This window comes from Stieleria marina (assembly GCA_007741555.1).
Lineage (GTDB): Bacteria > Planctomycetota > Planctomycetia > Pirellulales > Pirellulaceae > K23-9.
Genome location: CP036526.1, coordinates 3,850,139 through 3,870,215, shown reverse-complemented (window position 1 = coordinate 3,870,215; position 20,077 = coordinate 3,850,139). Strand labels below are relative to the sequence as shown.

At 53.4% G+C, this 20,077-nt stretch carries 13 protein-coding genes; 4 read left to right on the top strand and 9 right to left on the bottom strand.

Annotated elements, in window-relative coordinates:
• Positions 1-71 precede the first annotated feature (71 nt).
• The 6 genes from K239x_RS13825 to K239x_RS13800 form a co-directional block, all read right to left on the bottom strand.
• Positions 72-263 carry a hypothetical protein gene (locus K239x_RS13825; RefSeq protein WP_145422356.1) on the bottom strand — a complete coding sequence of 64 codons (192 nt, stop codon included), beginning with the start codon at positions 261-263 and terminating at the stop codon, positions 72-74.
• Between the two features lie 153 nt (positions 264-416).
• Entirely contained in the window at positions 417-1,703 is a 1,287-nt protein-coding gene (locus K239x_RS13820) for a DUF1552 domain-containing protein (RefSeq protein WP_145418639.1), read from the bottom strand.
• An 8-nt stretch (positions 1,704-1,711) separates the two neighbouring features.
• Positions 1,712-4,363 carry a DUF1592 domain-containing protein gene (locus tag K239x_RS13815; protein ID WP_145418637.1) on the bottom strand — a complete coding sequence of 884 codons (2,652 nt, stop codon included), beginning with the start codon at positions 4,361-4,363 and terminating at the stop codon, positions 1,712-1,714.
• Between the two features lie 87 nt (positions 4,364-4,450).
• The gene (locus K239x_RS13810) at positions 4,451-5,137 is read right to left on the bottom strand and encodes a 3-keto-alpha-glucoside-1,2-lyase-like domain-containing protein (protein ID WP_145418635.1); all 687 of its coding nucleotides are present in this window, start codon (positions 5,135-5,137) and stop codon (positions 4,451-4,453) included.
• A 104-nt stretch (positions 5,138-5,241) separates the two neighbouring features.
• Positions 5,242-6,672, bottom strand: a complete 1,431-nt coding sequence (locus K239x_RS13805; protein ID WP_145418633.1) for a FecR domain-containing protein — start codon at positions 6,670-6,672, stop codon at positions 5,242-5,244.
• Complete coding sequence (locus K239x_RS13800; RefSeq protein ID WP_145418631.1) at positions 6,639-7,175, bottom strand: sigma-70 family RNA polymerase sigma factor; 537 nt, start codon at positions 7,173-7,175, stop codon at positions 6,639-6,641. Before K239x_RS13800 ends, K239x_RS13805 begins: the two co-directional genes overlap by 34 nt.
• 181 nt (positions 7,176-7,356) lie before the next feature.
• Between K239x_RS13800 and K239x_RS13795 the strand changes: the two genes are divergently transcribed.
• The 4 genes from K239x_RS13795 to K239x_RS13780 all read left to right on the top strand — a co-directional run bounded on the left by K239x_RS13795 (position 7,357) and on the right by K239x_RS13780 (position 11,861).
• Positions 7,357-7,659 (top strand): hypothetical protein, encoded by a 303-nt coding sequence (locus K239x_RS13795; protein ID WP_145418630.1) that lies wholly within the window; start codon positions 7,357-7,359, stop codon positions 7,657-7,659.
• Between the two features lie 256 nt (positions 7,660-7,915).
• Positions 7,916-9,334: a hypothetical protein gene (locus K239x_RS13790; RefSeq protein ID WP_145418629.1), complete on the top strand. Its 1,419-nt coding sequence runs from the start codon at positions 7,916-7,918 to the stop codon at positions 9,332-9,334.
• Between the two features lie 68 nt (positions 9,335-9,402).
• Complete coding sequence (locus K239x_RS13785; protein WP_419190031.1) at positions 9,403-10,902, top strand: sulfatase; 1,500 nt, start codon at positions 9,403-9,405, stop codon at positions 10,900-10,902.
• Between the two features lie 182 nt (positions 10,903-11,084).
• A complete protein-coding gene (locus tag K239x_RS13780) occupies positions 11,085-11,861 on the top strand; it encodes an SDR family NAD(P)-dependent oxidoreductase (RefSeq protein WP_145418627.1) in 777 nt (258 codons plus the stop codon).
• A gap of 800 nt (positions 11,862-12,661) precedes the next feature.
• On the opposite strand, the gene K239x_RS13775 is transcribed toward K239x_RS13780, so the two are convergent.
• From K239x_RS13775 to K239x_RS13765, 3 genes are all read right to left on the bottom strand, one after another.
• A complete protein-coding gene (locus K239x_RS13775) occupies positions 12,662-16,642 on the bottom strand; it encodes an NACHT domain-containing protein (RefSeq protein WP_145418626.1) in 3,981 nt (1,326 codons plus the stop codon).
• A 190-nt stretch (positions 16,643-16,832) separates the two neighbouring features.
• The gene (locus K239x_RS13770) at positions 16,833-18,080 is read right to left on the bottom strand and encodes a trypsin-like peptidase domain-containing protein (RefSeq protein WP_145418625.1); all 1,248 of its coding nucleotides are present in this window, start codon (positions 18,078-18,080) and stop codon (positions 16,833-16,835) included.
• Positions 18,081-18,324: 244 nt separating this feature from the next.
• On the bottom strand, positions 18,325-19,923 hold the full coding sequence (locus K239x_RS13765; protein WP_419190030.1) for a redoxin domain-containing protein: 1,599 nt from the start codon (positions 19,921-19,923) through the stop codon (positions 18,325-18,327).
• Positions 19,924-20,077 lie beyond the last annotated feature (154 nt).

Below are 20,077 nucleotides of genomic sequence, written 5' to 3'. Positions count from 1 at the left end.
CTTTTTAGTGCCAACGAGGACGAAATTGGACAGTGCATGCCAACATTTCGGAGAAGAAGCTTTATAGTGTCCTAAACACAGCCCTTCGGCACTTTCAGTACCGTGGCATTGTAACGTGGGAGAGGCTTCCCGCCTGTCATCACGCAGGCACGCGAAGGACCGAAGACGAGAGTGGCACAGTGGGCGATGGCGAACAACACACCGAGTTTTGCGAGCGGATCCATGTGCGGAGTTTTTGCCGTGTGCTCCGTCGACAAATCCATCGCCCAATCAATCAAGTCATCCACTGCGATAAACAGCACATTGGGACGCTCGGCTTCAGCGTACGTAACGGAGTACTGTTTGTAGATTTCGACAGTATCGGGCCCGCGGCTAGCGGCGTGGGCTCACTTGATGGTGCACTTACGTCTTGGCGGTTAAGCTTCAAACAACTCGTCGATGACGCCGGTTGCGTCGCCGAAGGTATGGGCGTTGATGCCGCTTCCACGTAGCGTGGAGAGCCACAGATTGCACAGCGGAGTCTTTTCGTCTTTCATTACAAGATGTCGACCTTGTTTGAAGCCTGCTCCGCCTCCCGCGATCAGCGTCGGGCAATTGTCGAGACTGTGCTTGCTTCGCAGATTGCTGCCGAACGTCAGCGCAACGTGGTCCAAAAGAGACGATCCGTCAGCTTCTTTGGTTGCTTTCAGTTTGTCCATCAGACCGGCAATGAGCCGAGCATGAGCCTGGTCGCGGAGGATCGAGTCTTTGGTTCGCTCGGTGCCAGCGTAGTGGCTCAGATTATGAGCGGAAAAGCTGGATCCAATGCTGGAGCAAAAACTGTCCGATGGCAATCGATACGTAAAGACTCGTGAGGCGTCGACCTGCATGGCGGCAACCATCAGATCATAGACGGCTTCGACGGCGGGCGCACCTTCGAGACTTTCGCCGGGTGCTATGACAAGATCGGCGGGCTCCTTCTTGGGAACACTCAGCCAACTCTCCTCCTTGGAAATGCGTGTTTCGATATCGCGTATCGATTCAAAGTACTCATCCAGTTTGTTAAGGTCAGTCTTCGTCAAACCTTGTTTCACTGATCGTGCATCAGAGAGAACCGTGTCGAGCGCCGATCGTTCTTCGGCGAGCATCGCCTGACGTTGCTCCAGCGGGACACCGTCGCCGGAGAAAAGTTTGTGGTAAAGAGCGACGGGATTCTTCAGGCCTGGGATCGGTTTGCCGTTTTGATTCCACGAAATGGAACCGCTGCCGTGCCCAATCAGGTCGCTTCCATCCATGTGCAGTGACGTGTAGCGGGTTTCGTTGCCAAACTGCGATGCGGCGACTTGGTCTACCGAAATGGTGTTGTGGAAGTTCCGTCCCGGAATGGCGAAGCGATCAGCTCCGGTCAGCCAAAACGTCGATCCGGAGTGGCCATCTCGCGAATTGGCATGTTCGAGATGCTGCAGGATGCTGATGTCCTGCTTGTGTCGGGCCAGTGGAGCCAGACTTTTGGGAAGCTTGTAGTCGTATCCAGTGTCATCCTTGTCCGGATACCACGCATCGGCGGTGACACCAAAACCAGTGCCCAGAAAGATCATGCGTTTCGGCGGCCCGGTCACGGGCGCGGCTGCCGATGCAAAACGACGAAAACCGATCGATTCGAGCAGCGGTAGTGCGATGACTGCGGTACTGCTGCGCAGAAAGTGTCGACGCGTGTTGTTCATAGGTCGGCTCACTTGGATTGGAATGCTTTTGATTGGACGAGGGCGTGGATGAATGCAGGCAACGTATTGCCATTCTCAGCGGCTTGTAACGTCATCTTTGTCGCAAGATTGTGATCAGAAATCCCATAGGGTCGGCCAAGACCATAGGCGAGGAGGTTTTCGGAGAACCCGCGAGCAAATGTGTCGTGGTAATTGGCCAGAATGCTGTCACGAAGTTCTTGGTAACTGGCAAATTGTTCTCCTCCTGGCAACTCACCAGTGGGATCGATCGGAAATCGCTTCACCTTCGGAACTGAATTTTTCCTTTTGCGTTTGCCATTCAACTCCGACGGAATTTTGACTTCCTCCACGTCACGCCAGAGTCCAGCCGCGTTGAAATTTTCGAGGCCATAACCGATGGGATCGATCTTGCGGTGGCACGATGCACATTGAGGTTCTGACTGATGGCGTTTTTGTAAGTTGCGGATCGACAAAACGGCGTCCCCGTGTTCCAGCATCGGGATGTTGGGTGGCGCTGGCGGCGGCGGATCGTTGATCACATGCCGCAGTACCCACGCGCCACGCTCGACGGGGGAAGACCGCTGCCCGTCGGATCCCATAATGTGAATCGCCGCTGTCCCCAGCAGCCCACCGCGAGGTGAACCCGCCGGAAGCGTTACCTTCCGAAATTCGGAACCGACAGCGCTCGACGCGGGCTCATTCAACCCGTAAAAATCAGCGAGGACGTCATTGATCATGACGAAGTCGGACTTTAACAATGTGCTGATTGGTAGTTTGGCGTCCTGGATAAGCCGGATGGTTTCGTACACTTCCTGCCGTGCACTCCGGCGCACTGATTCGTCGAATTCTGGAAACTCGATTGCACTGAAATCGAACATGTCGATTCGTTTCATGTCCAGCCACTGGTGAGCAAAGCCACTGACGAATCGAGCGGACCGAGCATCACCGAGCAGACGCGTGGTTTGGGCCTTGAGAATCTCAGGATCTGAAAGGCTACCGTCGTTCGCAGCCGCCATCAGTGCTTCATCCGGAGGTGAGCTCCACAGGAAATACGCCAGGCGAATCGCTAGTTCCCGATCGTTTAGTCTTCGTGATCGGTCGGTCGTTGTGGCGGGCCTTTCATGACCAACACTGCTGGGGCCTGTGGCTAGCGCCGCGGGCTCACCAGATTCCAACAAGTACACAAAACTAGGTGACGACAAAACCAGTGCGAGGCTCTTGATCATTGCACTCCTGGAATCATCACCGGACCCACGACGATTCAGGTAGTAGCGAACCAGTTTGTCTAGGAACTCGGAATCAGGTGCCTTGTTTCGGAAAGCTTTGGTTGCGAACCTGGCGATCACGGTCCGCGCGTACTGCTCATCCGAAGCACCTCTGATTCTCTTTAGCATCCTTGGTAGCTGCTGTAGTTCTTCATCGAAATACGGTCCGTCAACCTCGACGTAGTCGACCCACACGGCCGGCAGGCTGCCGACGCCGTTCTTTGCCATCTGTTGAATGTCCAGCTTGTATCGCCACGGTTCTTCGTAGTGGCGCTGCCTGACACGAAAATTACCTTTCACGCCGACCGGGTTTTGCAATTCCAATTCAATAAGCTGCGGATTCTTGATCGATCCCGTCACCCGAGTGAGTCCTTGCAGATTGGTAAACTCATTCTTTCCTGCCTGAAACTGCACCTGGATATACCGATGCTGATCTTTTGCGTCGTCATAGCTGGCTGCTTTGAGTCGCACTTTGTAGGTGCCGCCCGGATACCACGCCGGAACTTGCAATCGAGGCATCTGTTTTACGGGACCGTTGCGCCGTCCTGGCAGCAGGATTGTTCCGGTCTTACTTTCAGGGCGATTGAAGAAGTAATTGTCATAGACGGCCATTGCATATTCGTGTTTGTCACAAATGTTTTTTGCTTGCTCTGGATGCGGAAAGCCAAAGTCAGCCGCTGATTTTTCATCCTGTGCGAGGAACGCCTTCGCCCGTTTGTACGATTCCCGCTTGTTTTTGGCACGTTCCATGTAAGCCGCAGGAATTGTCTCGCCTTCAAATCGAACGGTCCTGGGTTCTGGCCTGGGCTTGCGGCTCAGCGCGTACTCCAGGGCTTGCGTTGCGGTCGCGCGGTACTGTTCAAACTGATCGCTGGAAAAGAAAAGCGAGCCGCCCGAAGTATCAAACCCGCCCGACGAATCATCATCCGGCAAAGTCGAAACATCGGCGCGAAAACCAAGCAGTGCTTCCAAAGTGTTTTGATACTCTCGTCGATTCATCCGCCGCATCGTGATCTCGCCGCCGCTGTCGCCGAGAATGTTTCTCGCATGAACCATTTGCTCGGAAAGCACTTTAAGAAACGCCGCCTTTTCGTCGTCGGGGATCTGCTCGGCATTTTCAGGGGGCATCTCGTTGGAGTTCAATGCCGCGAGGATGCTGTCCCAATGTTCCGCCGTCGAGCCATCCTTGCTGATTTCAAACGACAGATCCTGGAGATTCAACTTGCCCTCCTGAGTCGCGGCATCGTGGCAGTCAAAGCAGTACTTCTTGAAGACTGCGAGGTGTTCTTGTGACATCGCAGCATTGATCGCTGCCTGCGCTTCCTGCGCACTTGAGACACTGCCACACAGCGCGAGAGCGATCAGGGCGAGCGAGGTTCTGAACATGTGTTTCATTATTTGCGTACGATGTGAATTCTAGATACTGAGAGCCATCGAGCTACGGCTCGATCTTTCAGAAGGCCTGCGGCTAGCGTCTTCGGCTCACTTTACAGTCACGCTGATTTCATCCACCACCAGCGTCAGCTTGACTTCCAGACGGAAATTATCCTTCGTTGGGTGGCCAATTGATTTCGATGAAAGCGAAACCAGTTCCTTACCGTCAATCGATGCGGCCAATTGGTCGTCTTGAACAGACACCAACAGCTTATGCCATTGGTCGATGCTCAGTTTGACCGGAACCGCGGCGGTCGCTTTGTCCAATTCGGCTTTCTGTGTTGGCGTGGGCTCCGCAGCATTTTTGGCCTGCATCGCTTTCTTGTTGTGATAAGCGACCACAGCGTCCTGCAACTCCAGTGTGCCGTTGGCTATGCGAACGTTGAACAGCATTCCCTGTTTCACGTCGGTGAACTGAGAGTTTCTTACTTGCACGTTGAACGAATCTTCTTCGTGAAGCAATTTGAAACGCATCGCCAGCGTTCCATTTTGAAACTGCGCCTGGTGAAGCATGTTCGCAGAGTGCTTGGCGTCGGTATTGCGAGTGATATGGACCGCTCCATCCTTGAGCACAAACTCGTGTTTCTCCTTTGTGTTCAACTTCCATTCGTTGCCGACTTGCCCTGTGCGGTCAAACGTATCCGTAAAAGCAACTGTCGATTTTGGCTCGTCCGCAAAAGCTTGGACCGCCATCATCGCGGACGCAAGTAAACAGAGCACATTGACATTCGACATCAAGAAATCTCGCTAAGGGTTCGTAGTCATCAAAACATTCAGTGGGATCGGATTCCAGCTTGTCATCTTGTTTACGACAGTCCGATATCTCGTGCCACATTCATTTACTCGATCGGCACAAATTCAAGCATTGGCCCAACCGCCTCGGGATGCAGGTCACTGGCGAACAAGTGAGTCAAACCGGGACCCACGCCTTCGATTTGTGTCGTTTCGCGGACGAGGATTAGTGTGGCAGGGCGATCGTGATTGGCTCTCAAAAAATCCAGCAGTGCGTCATTCTGAATTCCAAAGGTGCCGCGTCTCGCACTGCGAGGCACTTCAAAGTGCCCCAGGCGAACGCCGTCATCCGGTCCCGGAGAATCGTCCCACGATTGTCCAAACAGCCAGTCTTCTTTCTTGCGATCCGTCAGTCCATAGATCCCAAACCGATTGATCTTGGGCAAACGCGACGCGAGACCACGTGTGGACGGCACTAGGTTCAACCGCAGACGCACGGATCGCATTTGATCAAGGTCGATCGCACTGACATCAAACGCAAAGAAAGAATGGTGGTCCCATTTTCCGCCGGCGGTGCGTTTGACCGAAAGGAACTCCGGTTGGATGAATTTGTGGCGTTTGTGATCGCGTCGCATGGCCGACCCCGTTCGCCCCTTGCTTCCGATCCGAATCACGTCTTGCGAAAGATCGGGTGTGTTTTCCTGTTGCTCAAAATCCACGACGTCAATCGATCGTTCCGACACTGTCACCGCTTTGCCGTGGCCAGTAAGTCGCACTTCGTCGCCCGTGCCGGGGTGGTGTACTGAGATTACGCCTTCGATGATCTCGAAATTGGATTGCTTTTGTGTCCCGTCGACTCGCACGGCAAACCGTGTCCCATAGTCGATGGCGTATCCATCGGGAGTCTCCACGACAAAGCCGATCGCTGAATCCGGCACCTCGATCACGGCGGCACCCGAAAGCAGCCTCGCTCGCATCGCCGAGATCAGCTCCACTTGCGCAGGGGCTTCGACAACAACTTCTGCACCCGAATGGAAGCGGATTGTGGCAACGCCCGCTCGCAGGCTGAGCAGTCCTGCAGATAGCTCCGACCCTTGTGTCGTCGGCAAGTCACTTTCCCAAGCCGCGTTCTCGCTCGATGCAAGCGTCGCAATGGTGGCTGGCACGGAGGGCGAATTCCACCACTGGATTCCCAGCGTGACCAGTAATCCTGCCGCAACAGCCGAGACTAACATCAACCATCCGAACCGCGAATCGCCTCGCAGGCTGCCAGTTGCGTCCTTGAGTGTCGTTGCAGGAATGTCAGCAACTCGCTGGATCGTCTCTTCGGACACGGCGCAGTGCAGCAAGCCGTGGAGCTGCGACTCTGCGGAAAACCGTGCGCGTACTGCTTCTGATTCACGGAGAATCTGGTTTAGTTCTTCCGTCTTGGATTCGGATAGCTCGCCGTCTCGCCACGCTTCGATCAGTTCATCGAGCCGCTGAAATTTTCTTATCGCTTTGTTCACTGTGCCGTCTCCTCGGATTTCTCGAGACATTCGCGGATCGAATTGCGAGCCCGTGTCAGTGCGACGCGAACCGAATTGACGGTCCAGCCGATTTCTTCTGCAATCTGCTCCGGCATTTGTCCAGCGTGGTATCGCAGATTGATCAACTCGTGAGCTTTGGGTGCCAACCGTTGCAGACAGACGCGCAGTGCCGACACTCGCCCCTGAAATACCGCAAAATCTTCTTCGGTATGTTCTGCCAGCAGTTCAACGACATCTTTCGCCAACCGTCGGTTGCTCCGGCCTCGATCACGTTGGGAACTCATTGTCTGGAAGCGCGCGATCGTACAGGCCCATGCCAAAAAATTTGTTCCGGCAGTCCACGACGCCGCTTTTCGGCTGGCCGTGACGAAGGTTTCCTGAACAATTTCCTCTGCTTCATGCACTCGGGGTTCGAGCGACAATACAAACGCTAGAACAGCCTGCTGGTGCTGTACAAACAGCGTTTGCACCTGCAGCGTGTGATCTTCGATAGGGACGAATTCATTGCTCATCAGCTTGGAATTCCAGTGAGGCGGAAGGAATTAGCAAAGAATGTGGCTCGATTTGAATCGCTCGGCTGGCTCCGTGACAAGTGTCATGACCGACATGTGCTGTCCCAGGATGTACTCGACCTGGTGGCTGAAGAGTCCACTCGGCGTAAAGCTTAGCTGGCGGCTCAGCGTGAAGCGTTGGATGACTTTCTGTAAAAGCTACCGCAAGCATCGCGACGTGATCTACGCGACACACAAGGGGGACAGCGAAAAGAACGTCTATCCGATTCGCTGCGTCCGCGTGGGCAAATGGAAATACACTCGCAAGCTGCATCGGGAATTTGCTTACACCACCCACACCGATGTTTGGGCCAAGGAAACGCCACGCGATCCCAAGCACTGGTCGAATGCCGGGCACCATTGGCAGTCGTATATCGATGCAGCACATACGGACCCAAAGGCAGCTGCACTTCTGAACGACTATCATAGCAATCCGGCCGAATAGCTCTATGACATCGAAGAAGACCATTTTGAAGAAAACAACCTCGCCAAGTCGTCCGATCACGCGGACAAGTTGGCTGAACTTCGTCAGCTGGTTGTATAACGGATGAAAGAAGTTGACGACGATCAGTCGCTCAGCGGACCGCCGCAATTGCTGAAAGACTTTGTGTTGCCGCAGATCACGCCAGAAGTGACAGCACGCCGCGACAAGTAAAGTGCTCGCCATTACACAAGCCATCAATCAAACAGGATCGTAGAAAATGAATCGAAATCTTCTCGCATTCCTGATTGCCGTGTTCGCCTGTGCTACTTCGTCGATCGATGCGCACGTTGATGCGCAAGATGCCGAAGGGTCTCAAGTCCAGTATCCATTTGAATTGCCCACTGAGATCAAAGCCACGCTGAACGTGGACACAACCGGCAGCACCCCAGTCAACCACCTGCTGCTGGGATTGAATTGCAACTGGCCGGAGAATTTGTACGGCAAGATTGGATACAACCATCCGGACGCACAAAAATTGATCACGCAGCTCGACCCGTCATCGCTGCGGTTTCCGCACGGCGTCTGGGCAAACTTTTACGACTGGGAATCCGATGGCCGCAGGATAACCGACGACTACCATACGCCGTACGATACCGCGGTTAAGAACCATCCGGATCTGAAATACGGCTTCGACGGATTTCACAAACTGCACCAGCAGCTGAACTTCGACGTGCTGCTGACTTTCAATGTCAATTACGACAGCCCGGAGAAAGCCGTCAGGCGACTGGCTGATCGTCGCAGCAAGGGATTCGACGTCAAATGGGTGGAGTTGGGGAATGAGCCGTTTTGGAAGACGCAACGTAGCAACGCCATCGCGGACGTTGAAAAGTACGTCGAAGTTTCCAAGGCACACGCAGCGGCCCTCAAGGCAGAATCGCCCGAATTGTTGGTATCTATTCCCGTGCACTGGCGGACGGCCGAAACCAATCCGTGGAACATCGCGGTGAAGAAGCACGATTATTATGACGCCGTGACCCTGCACAAACACATCGGCTACAAGCCTGATCGCGAAGGGGCTGCCAAGACTCTGGCAGCACGACAGCATATGGTGGAAACCGGGCAGACTCTGCAAAAGGTGTTCCCCGACCTGCCGATCTGGGTTTCCGAATGGTCAGCCAGTTGCGGCTCCAACGCGCTCAGTGTCCTGGCAATGGCCGACGTCTATCTGGGATTCTTCGAACACCCGGAAATGTTCGCAATCGCGGACTACTTCCAGATCAACGCAAGCGAAAAGCTAATCGCGTATGACAAGTCGACTGGAACACATACCCGGACGTGCTACGGAGCCGCTTATCAAGTTGTGCGAAACGTATTCGAGGGCAGCCAGATTTACAAGAGCAGCATTGATTCGACGACAATCGGCAACGGCCTGGATGCCGTTAGTGCCAATGCGGTCATCAATGACGGCAACCTAATTTTGTTCGCAATCAACAAGACAACTCAGCCGGTCCCTTTCGAATTCAACGTTGACGGGAACGCCAATTCGCAGCCGGTCATGCACCGAGCGTTGTCTTTCGACGCTGCTAACGATTTCAAGACGTTCGATATGGACGAGGACGTATTGGTGCAAGTCAAATCAACAGATCGACGGATCAAATTGCCACCTCTGTCCATCAACCGAATCGAAGTGCAATAACAATCGCGTTGAGCCCGCACTCAAATCCTTTCCTTTCAGATCCCATGCACTCCCACAATAAACTCAACATGTCTCCCAGTGGCCAGAAGATGAATCAAACGATGAAGACGACTTGTCTGGTGCTGGTTGCTCTGATTGGAACCATGCTGATTCCGCAGTCACGGGCTGATGCTGAAAAGCCGAATGTGCTGTTCCTGATTGCAGATGACCTGAACACCGCGCTGAGTGGTTTTGGACACAAACAGTGCAAAACACCGAACCTTGATCGCTTGGCACAGCGCGGCGTCAAGTTTCAGAACATGCACTGTCAGTATCCCGTTTGTGGGGCGTCGCGTGCTTCGATCATGTCAGGTTTGTATCCGTATTCCAATCTGACGCTGGGCAATGCTGGCACGTTGCGAGGCAGTATGCCTGATGTCGTGACGATGTCGCAGACTTTTCGTAACAACGGCTACTACGCGGGGCGAGTCAGCAAGATCTATCACATGCGGATTCCGTTTGAGATCATCGACGGCACAGCGGAAAGCGATGATCCGTTCTCGTGGGACGAAGCGTTCAACGTCAAAGCTGCGGAACAGAATGCTCTCGGTGAACTGACAAACTGGTCACCGAAAGACAAAGGTTCACAAACCTTTGCGGGGGTGGTTGCGTCCGGCGGAGACAGCGACCACGCCGATGGCATGGCGGCGGATCGTGCCATCAAGATCCTGGAGCAAGTAAAAGACAAACCGTTTTTCTTGGCCGTGGGATTTGTTCGACCGCACGTGCCGCTTGTCGCACCGGCAAAGTATTTCGACCAGTACAATCGCGAGGAAATGGAGCCGCCCGTTGTGCCGGAGAATGACCTGGATGACGTGCCAGGAATCATCCGCGGCTACAAGCGAAACAGCACGACGTATGGGGTGACACCGAAATTGCACAAAGGCCTGCTACAGGCCTACTACGCCAGCGTTTCGTACATGGACGCTCAGGTCGGACGCGTTCTGGATGCGGTGGATGAGAAGGGGTTGGCGGACAATACGATTGTCGTCTTCAGTAGTGATCACGGCTACCTGTTGGGACAACATCACAAGTACCAAAAGCAACATCTGTTCGAGGAAGCCACACGCGTGCCGTTTATCATCAGCGTGCCGTGGCTGAAAGATCAACACGGCCGTGGCACGACCAAAATCACGGAGCTGGTTGACTTGTATCCGACTCTCGCCGAATTGGTTGGTCTCTCCGCGCCGGACACGCTGCAGGGAACCAGCCTGAAACCGCTGTTGGCCAACACCGAGTCAACGGCGTGGACGAAGAAGCAGGCATTCACAATCAGCCGTAGCGGCGGAGAATCGATTCGCACGGCGGACTGGCGTTTCACTCAGTGGGGCTTTGGCGAAAGTGGTGCGGAGCTGTACGACCTAAAAAACGATCCGGGCGAGTTTACGAACCAAGCAAAAAATCCTGAGTACGCGACGGTCGTGAAAAAACTGCGGCAGCAACTGATCGCCAAACGCAATGCAGCAGGTTTCAAAAAAAATCGGGCAGCAATTGTCGCCAAGTCGGGCAAGTGGAAACAAAAGAAGTAGGCGTCGTCAATCGCGTCGCCGTCGCAAAACATCAACACTCGCCGCCCAAAACTGACTTCCCCCAATTTGGCGCCTGAGCAAACCGGCCTACTTCGCCTTGTTAGCACGCAGTACCGTGCTTTCTTTCGGTCCGGTGGCAAAGCTAACGAACTGTGTATGAGCAAGAAACAGAAGGTCGCAAAATGGAAACTGAACTAATCGTGAACAAAGTGGTCGTCATCGGTGCCGCTCACGGGATTGGGCGAGCGGTCGCGGATGCATTTCTCGATGCGGGCAGTTCCGTTCTCGCCGCTGATGCGGACGACCGTGCGTTGGAAAAGTCGCCAGCTGGAATGACAAGCAGAGTGGTTGACGTTACCCGTTTGGAACAAGTCGAAAAGCTTGCCAGCGAGTGTGGTGACGTTTCGCATGTCGTCTTTACCGTAGGGGTCGGAAGTGGACATTGCGGGTTTCCGTTTTGGAACGTTCCTCCGGCCCAGTGGCAGCGTGTTTTGGAGGTCAACTTGATCGGAGCCGTCAATGTCGCGCACGCATTCGCGCCGGGGCTAGCCGATCGCGGTCGCGGGAGCATGTGTTTCTTTACTTCCGTCGCGGGACAAATTGGTTCTCAAACGGATCCTCCCTACAGCGCGTCGAAGGCGGCGTTGATCAATTTCGCACAGTGTGCAGCAAAGGATCTGGCGCCCTTCGGCGTACGCGTCAATGCGATCGCACCTGGGATGGTAAAGACGGATCTGAATCAGTCCGTTTGGAAATCCAGTTTTCGTGGCTCTTCGGCAAAGGAGCAACCGACCTACGAAGAATGGGCGGCCGACAAAATCGAAAAAGTGGCTCCCTTGGGACGCTGGCAAGAGCTTGATGAGATCGCCGCGGTGACTCTGTTCTTAGCATCCGACGCCGCCCGCAATATCACCGGCCAAACGATCAACATCGATGGCGGCCAAGTCATGCATTCCTAACCGGTACCTCGAAAGTGCAGTGGGATAAGCTTCCAGCCTGTCACATTCACTTCGACAAGCTGAAAACCTATCCCACGTTCCAGCGTGCCAATCAGACGTCGACGCCCAGGCAGGCCGAATTCTCAACGAAGTTGGTTAGCAGCGGCAACCCGAAAATTCAAGCACCGTTTTCAGGAACGACCAATGACACAACCACTGGACAAAGCACACAGACATCGAACCGAATACTCAGCCAAATAGCTCCCCCGGCAGGAGACGCACAACCTCGCAAAACACCAGGGAAACCCGAGGTTTGCCTAGGTGGTGGTGCTATTTTCGGTGCAGTGGGCTCATCGGCAATGGAAGATTCCACACTACGCACGCTCGTGCAGTCCTGGTCCACACTAGACCAAACCACCAAAGAGAACCACAGGCCGGTAAGAAGCACGATCGAGTAAACGTGCGAAAGCACGAACACCAACGAGTCCCGAGCGGACGACCGGAACGGACGAACGCAGCGGTGGCCTGCCGAGTGACTTTGACCCTCGAAAGAAGTGGCTAACCGCTTGCGGACAGCCTGAACCGGGCTCTAAAGGCCGGCCGCACGGAAGATGCTCCCGAGCATCGTCACGCTAGAATGCGGAGCCGTCGCGTGACGTATCTGCAGTGAGGAACGAGCGAGCCGGGGTTTGGCGGTGTGACAAGCGGTGCTTCCAACCCCCGGTGAAAGCGTCGACGGCAAAACGGCTGCACGCCATACCGCCACCCCTAGGAAACTCTTGTAGGCGTGCCTGAATTGTGTCTTGTTTAGATGGACTGCTTTACTCGGTTCCGTCGAGCCAATCAGGCAGCTTCCCGGATCGCTGAAGCGGGGAAGTCGGCTTTTCACGCCATGAACAAACTGCCTGTTCAACAATCCTCCTAACTCCGTAGTTGTCTCGCACTGTCTCAAGAATCTTTCCAGCAAAACCCCGGTGATCGTCATTTGCGTAACTACCGAAAGCCCTGATTAGGCCGGCAATGGAACGCGCTGATGCAGTGTTTGGACCGCTGAGGGTATTTACTACCAACGACTCCTTCTCGATAAGGAAATCAAGCTCACCATTGATAACTACTTGAAGTAAGACCGCAGCCAACTTTTCCGGATCTGACGCGTTCATGGACTCCACAAGGCAACCGAGCTGGTCGAGCTCAGCATAGGACTTAGCGACCTTCGCAGCGTGCTTGGATGCTTCCTCACCAGGGGCACCCGAACGCCGGTGGTTAAGCAAACCAATTACCGAATTTGCTAAGTGTGGAAGTAGCTTCGATTCGTTTGGTAAACGAAGTCGAAATGGGTACATTTCAGGTGCAATAAACGCTGCATAGCTAGTCGTACATAACATGCAATTAGCGGTGAGTTCTTCCCGGAACGCGTCTGGATCTGGTAAAGAATCTATCATTCGCCCCCACAGTCCAGGAGCCACGAAGAAGGGGGAAACACACTCACTAACGGCGTGTTGAAAGGCGTTTAGAACGTCTTGGCAACCGCTCTTCTGTTTATCAAAATCCATGCCAAATCGCTCTTCAAGAAGTCCGCCAAACCACACCTGCATTGCTACAGCCGGACGCTCTTTGACAAGCGACACGAAATCAGCAATCGGTTTACCTGGATCAAATTGAAAGGAAGAAGCCCAGCGTTTCAGTCTAAAGTTCCCAATTTTTCGTTCAGACAAACACCGAAGAAATTGGCTGTCATCCAGGTCATCAAGCTGTTCTATAAGTTCCGCCAGATCAGAATTGCATTCGAGTGCGGGAAACTGACAGCGTATCTCAGATGGAACCTCTCGAAACATTGCCCATCCGACCAGTTCCGCCTTTGTGAGTGCCGCAACGAAAGTTTCCTTGTTACGATACGAAGCAAATCTTTCCAAAGACGAAAGGAAACCTAAGAAGCCTCTCGTGCTCTCTGTTTTATCGCACTCTGGTACTATTTCAGTTGACCAATCTGCTGCTGCATACAGGCAGGCAACTGGTCCGTGCTGAACTAGGTCACAGTTCTCGTCTACCGGGGTGCGATGATGCCGAGATCGACGAGTCGGGTGCGTTCCTGACTCAACAAGAATTCGAAGAAGTCGAAGCTCTGGATCCGAAAGGCCCATCGAACCCGCCAGATCCTCTAGCGATTCGCTTGATTGACCAAGAAGCGAGCAAATACACTCAAGAGTACTCGCGGACAGTGTGGTCCACGAGTCTCCAATCATGCGTTCAATGAGAATCGTCGCCTTCTCGGAACGAATCTTTGCATTCTCGTTGACATAAGTCCGAAAACAGGCAAAAACAGCATCTTGGAAGTGACTGCTTGCTCGTCTAAAACGAGCCGAGAACCATTCCCATTTTTCATCCTGCGGATCAAGCATGCCGAACAGCAAGGCATACGCACCAATTGATTCCGACTCGGCTCTTTCTTTTAGTTCATCGACTAGATAATTGACTAACCAAGTGCGCGACCTAGGTTGGACCACGCTCGCAAGACTCGTGGACGAATCCATAGATGTAAACGAGCACGCTGCATCGAAACAAGAACGGAAGCCTTGACGCACGCGTTTGTCTTGCTCCAAAACGCCTTCCTCAATCAAACGACTCGCAGCAAGTGCGCCGCGGCCAAGTCGTCTATCCGTGAGGCGAAGAGCTCCTGGGTCAACGCCATCTAAAGACCTAAGAACATCAATCGCGACTGCGAGTTCAGTCTGTCGCTTATTCTCGATCAAAGCACTCAATACGAAATGGCTGACTTCTCGCCAATGAGAATCTCCGAAAATAATCTGCAGACGATCTTGTAGGTCACCCGCAACAACTGATTCGTAGATGTACTCAGCTGCAAAAAACTCTTGCAGCTGTCGAACATCGAACCGCAAGTATTCGCCATCGTCAGGAGTGTTAACCAAAACGAGACGATTTGTAGTCGCCTCCATCAGAGTGTTCACCATTTGATCGCCGTCATCGTCCAACATTTGATTGACGACTTTCTCGGCAAGGCCCCTGAACCGCTCACGACTCAAACTTGTTGTCGCACCTGACGCAGACTCCGCCTCCGCGTGCAACACAAAACCGAGCCGGTTGTGGATTGACCGAAGAAGGTTTTCATTTTCTCTAAGTAGCTTTGCAACGTCCGGGTCTGCAAGTTCCTTGTTCGCTTCTCGTCGGCGTATTACCTCGTAGAAGTTGTTGAACAGCTGCCACCGCCGTTCTGGTGGTTTATTTCCATCTCGCACCACAACCGCCATAATGTGTGACTGAAGAGGAGTCTTCATAAGGTCTTGGACCGCTGGTGATTTCAATGCCGATTCAAGAATTTTCTCCGATCGTGTGATGTCATCCTTCGATCGTCCGATACACAACACAGGTTTCGCACAAAGGAACGCCTCTTCTGGGTGCAAATGTCGAAGTCGAATTGTCGCACATTGAATTTCATTAAACTCTCCGGAGTAGCCTTGTGGCCGCGACGTGCATAGCGATTGCAAGTCACAGTTGTTTCGCACGGCAATCTCCTCAACGAAGTGTTGGATCTCGCGTGCTACCATGGCCTTGGTGTCGCCAGGTACTTCATCTAATCCGTCAAACGCGAAGAACCAAGCACCTTTGGCAAGGGCTCGCTGGAGAAGTCCTGGGTTCACGTCCTTCTCAAGAGAATTCGTCAGAATTGACGCGACATAGGTGAGCAAACCTTTCGCATCATCTGCTTCACGTCGTGCAAGCCAATGCGAGTACTCTCGGAGTTCGATCGCCACAGGAATTCGAGGGGAGGTTGGCCAAACATCACCCTCGATGGCAGCTTCACGAACTTCTTCTGCAAGCTCCACAGTTGACGAGTGGATTTGGTCTATTGCACCATCGAGGATTATCGCTGCCCGTTGAATCTGACAGTAATACTGACCGAGCGTTGACTTGCCTTGACCCGGGCCACCAATCACAAACCATACGGAAGAACGTTCTGGCTGCGCTAGCCAATTGAGCCATTTCTTTCCAGATGGCAAACTTGCTTTTGATCCGTGGTTCCTATTTGAAGCCCTAGAAAGGCCATCGAGCACTGTGCCTTGTGAAGGGAAATGCTGGCTTTGTCCGGGAGTGTGTGCCAAGTACGGTAGGTCAATGAAGAGCTTGTGAATTCCAGGCCTTGAATCATTGTCGCTTCCTGCCTGATCGAGCTTTGTATGAATCTCATCTTTGAAGACCGGAACAACAAGCTCACGAATTACCTCTTCAACATGCGCTTTTTCGTCGCCAAACGATCTCATTAGCTCAGTCAGAACATGCCCTGGTGTAAGGAAATGCCCGTATTCGTCGCGAATATCCGGATACTTTGCAAGAAGGTCTAGGATTTTCTTGCCGCCCCAAACATGGAACTTTGACGCAAGCAGCTCGTTCGCCTCTGAAACCAGCTCTTTCAGCACATCAAATGATCCAGTCTCCGGCACACCTGAAGGATCAATATTTGTCGCAATAATCCAGTTGTTCGGCCATTCGCGAACGGGCGACTCGGTAAATTGCTTGATCTCTCCCTTCAATTGTTTTTGGATCCATTTCTGGGGATCGGTTCCAAGGGAGGGCTTGTGAAACTTCGATTGTATGTACCAAATGCCCTCCCACTGTTCCTCGTCACTTGGATATGGGGAACGTCCCTCGAAATAACCGTCTCGTCCTCCATCAGCACCTGGACCAAAGCCAGTATGACCTGTTCCAAGCTCTCGCATTGCAATTGCGTTAACCATATGCTCGAAGGCACTACTGTTCAGTTGGGTTAGATCGTAACTATCGGGCATGACACAAAGGCATTGTGGGAAATATTCGCGAGCGTCTCCTACGGAAAACATTGTAACGATCAAGAGATTGCTGTTACATCAGCCTGGCTACGTTTTCAGCAGGTCCGTACGACTTCCGCTCAAACACTTGCCCCATGAAGCCAGGCAAGAAATAGGAGAGTCCGGCATTTCTGGCGTCGCTTTCAGGTTGCTATCGCGAGTGTTTTGTTGCCGATAGGTTGCCTCGACCCGTGGTTTTTCGTAGCGGTTTCGATCGAAGCTTTCGTTTTCTGGGTTTGCTGGCTACACGTCTGCCTGTTTCTGCGACACGCAGCTTGCGTAACGCTCGATAGATAAAGAACAACCAGGGAAACACGACTGCTACTCCGCCAGTGGCGAACCCGAGCCATTTGGCGAGGAGCCACCATGCGAAGCGGTCTTTGGCATTGTCGATGCGGTCGCGGATCGGGCCACGTTCCCAGCGGCGGGGATTGCTCCAGGGATTGAAGTCGGCGTCGTCGGGCTGGGTGTCGTTGTCGGTGATTCCCCAGCGATATAAGAACGCTCGCAAGCGGTCGCCGCGAAGTAGACCGCTTGTGGTGTGTTCGAGGTTTCCATCGACAAAGACCATCAGCGTTGGTGTCACGCGGATGTTGTAGCCCTTGGCGTTTGCTTTCGTGATGTCGAGCGTTTCGTAGCGAACGTCATCGGGCATGGATTGCTTTTGCAGTTCGCAGGGTTGGCATCCTTTGGACGTGACCAAGATGAGACGCACACGAGGTTGCCACAGGGGAATGGCGTCGTCGGGTAATGCGGTTTCGGCGTCCGCGACTTCGCCGCCGACGAACGAGCGAACGACGGCGGCATTCACTGCCAAGCCGTGACCGTCGCCGGTTCTCCATGCGACCAAGCCGATGATGTGCGAACCGGATTCGTTGAACAATGGCGAGCCCGATCGACCGGGCAACGCTTCGGGCTTGTAGTAGATCAAGCTTCGTGTCCGCCGAACAATGTGACCACGTTGCAGGCTGACGGCGGCCCCTCCTTGGGCTCCGCACGTCAGCACGGTTGGCGTTTCCTCCTTGAAGCCAACACCTGCAAGCGGCACGACGGGCATCGGCCCGGGGAACTCCGAACGCGGAAGTTCGACAATCGCCAAATCAATCGAAGTGTTGCGGGCGTTATGCGAACGAACCACGCGGCCTGGAATCCTCCCGGACCGATAACCCGAATGCTCAAACTCAAGACTCACTCGGTTGCCGATTCTGCCGACGACGTGTGCGTTTGTCAGAACGTGGTAGCTGTCCTCGTCGGTATCGAAGATGACTCCACTGCCTCGGGCATTGCCTGCGAAGATGCGACACGACGCACGCAACACGCGATCTGCCGAGTCGTCGTTGGCGTGGATTGCAACGCCTAAAGAAACAACTGCGAATAGAGTGAGAGAAACGCGACACATCAAAAAACCTCCATGCGAGTCAACTGAACGTCCTAACTGACACTCAGGATTGCATGGAGGTTTATTGGTTCAAGTGCCTCGAATCGGCCTGCAAATCAATGCAGCGGAGGCGAATGGATTGGCGTTGAGCGAAGCGGGGCGGTGTTGCAGAAAGTTTTTTCACCTTCTTTTGAAAACGGTTCTACTCGTTTGCACAGATCGCGTGGGAGATTGCGTGGACTTGTTCACGCCAGTGGTCATGTGGCTATTCGGGCTGACTTCGCGATTTGTCCCAGCCAGTTAGCCTTTCAAGATAGAGATAGGACTCTACGAATTTCCGATGCGACTTGCTCGTCAACTTTTCAAGTAGTTCCAACGATGAAATGTACGAAGCGAGATTGCCGTTGGACGAGAGAAATTTTCCGTCCTCAACATAGCTCACGTTCGCGTCGTCCTGCACCTTCAACTGAGGATAGGATTCTTGCAGGTCTTTGCCACCGCCGATCCAAGTCACGATTTTCTTTCCTTTGGCAATACCGGACTCGCCAATCAATGACGCGCCGCCGCAATTGCTGACCGTGAATTTGGTATTCCCGTTTTGACTTTGGATGAACTGCACGAGCCGCTCATCTTTGACTCGCGCTGACATGTCGTAGGCACTGGGGACAACGATCACGTCCAGTTTCGGCGCGTTCTCAAAAGTGTAATCGGGAAACAGTTTCAGGCCCTCTTCGGTTTCAATCAAATCGTAAGAAGCCGCGATCGTAATCACGTTGAACATTTGCTTGCCGTCTTCCGAGTGCTTGCTAAACACGTCGCTGGGGGCTGTGATTTCCGTTTGCAACACATGATCGTAGATCAGCAGCCCGACGATTGGCAAATCTGGAACGAGAGGTTTCGGTTGGGCCGCATAGGTAAGGTTAGATGGAGTCGTTTGCGTTGCTGCCGCCTTGCTTGGGGTCGTGGGCACGGCGCAGGTTTCCGGAGACTCAGCAGCTTGTTTCTTTATCAGCGAACTTAATCGTGCATTGCCAATTGGATGACTGGCCAGTTTTTCTCCCGTCAATCCAAGCGACTGTGTGGTGGCGAGAATTTTTTCGCAATCCATCATGGGAGCCGATCCGCTTATCAGTGCGTGAGCCTTACCTTTTGAGTCAACGATCAGCAGCCCGTGCCAGTTGTCAATTCTCTCTGACCCTAAAGACTTGGCAAGAGTCGATTCTATGTCCGAAAGGACGGTAAAGGGCAGCGGCTTTTTGGCAAGGGCTGCGTTCATTTCGATCACCGACTCGCTGGAGATTGCGACAATCCGAATCCCTTGCTCCCGAAAGTTTTCTTCAGCCTGCTCTAAAGCCTTCAGTTGCTCGACACAGTGGTAGCAACCGTGTCCACGAAACATCGCCAACACGAATGGATTGCCGGCGAGTTGTTGCAAAGGAACATCCTCACCCGAAGAAGATTTTGCTGACCACGATGACAATGACTTAGGAGCGTCAAAGGTTTCGGTGGACAAACTAGCCTGCTCGTGCTGAGGCTCAAGGATTACTAGCGACTCAGCGTCCGATGGATGCACGATTGTGGCGAGGACACGTGTGCGCGTCTTGTTGTCCGGATTGCGACCAACTTGATGTAAGATCATTTTGGGTTCGTAGAATGCGTCGCCTGCTTTCAGTGTGCGAAGCGGCCCGCCCTCGACTTGGAATTCAAACGTGCCTTCGATCACGTACCCGCAGAGTGGCCCTGGATGTCGGTGCGGTGGGCTGCCCGCCAACGGATCAAGTATGACTTCCAGCATCGTCGCCGTCGTTTTCTCTCCATCGACTTTGGCTTCGTACTCATCTTGCCGCAGTACCTTGACATTCACTTGCGGTTTTTTGGTTGACGGATTTGCTTCAGTTTCCTGAGCAGTAGCGTGCCCTAGGCTGAATGCCATTACCGCTGAGCCAGCAATCAACAGTCCAAGTAGAAACAGTCGGTGTATTTGATGAAAGTGTTTTGTTGGCTGCATAATGGTCTCC

Coding starts and splice junctions, on each gene's coding strand:
- K239x_RS13805 (WP_145418633.1), bottom strand. CDS start 6,672: ATGTCTCGAGAAATCCGAGGAGACGGCACAGTGAACAAAGCGATAAGA.
- K239x_RS13790 (WP_145418629.1), top strand. CDS start 7,916: ATGAATCGAAATCTTCTCGCATTCCTGATTGCCGTGTTCGCCTGTGCT.
- K239x_RS13800 (WP_145418631.1), bottom strand. CDS start 7,175: ATGAGCAATGAATTCGTCCCTATCGAAGATCACACGCTGCAGGTGCAA.
- K239x_RS13785 (WP_419190031.1), top strand. CDS start 9,403: ATGTCTCCCAGTGGCCAGAAGATGAATCAAACGATGAAGACGACTTGT.
- K239x_RS13770 (WP_145418625.1), bottom strand. CDS start 18,080: ATGTGTCGCGTTTCTCTCACTCTATTCGCAGTTGTTTCTTTAGGCGTT.
- K239x_RS13780 (WP_145418627.1), top strand. CDS start 11,085: ATGGAAACTGAACTAATCGTGAACAAAGTGGTCGTCATCGGTGCCGCT.
- K239x_RS13795 (WP_145418630.1), top strand. CDS start 7,357: ATGACTTTCTGTAAAAGCTACCGCAAGCATCGCGACGTGATCTACGCG.
- K239x_RS13820 (WP_145418639.1), bottom strand. CDS start 1,703: ATGAACAACACGCGTCGACACTTTCTGCGCAGCAGTACCGCAGTCATC.
- K239x_RS13810 (WP_145418635.1), bottom strand. CDS start 5,137: ATGTCGAATGTCAATGTGCTCTGTTTACTTGCGTCCGCGATGATGGCG.
- K239x_RS13815 (WP_145418637.1), bottom strand. CDS start 4,363: ATGAAACACATGTTCAGAACCTCGCTCGCCCTGATCGCTCTCGCGCTG.
- K239x_RS13825 (WP_145422356.1), bottom strand. CDS start 263: ATGGATTTGTCGACGGAGCACACGGCAAAAACTCCGCACATGGATCCG.
- K239x_RS13775 (WP_145418626.1), bottom strand. CDS start 16,642: ATGCCCGATAGTTACGATCTAACCCAACTGAACAGTAGTGCCTTCGAG.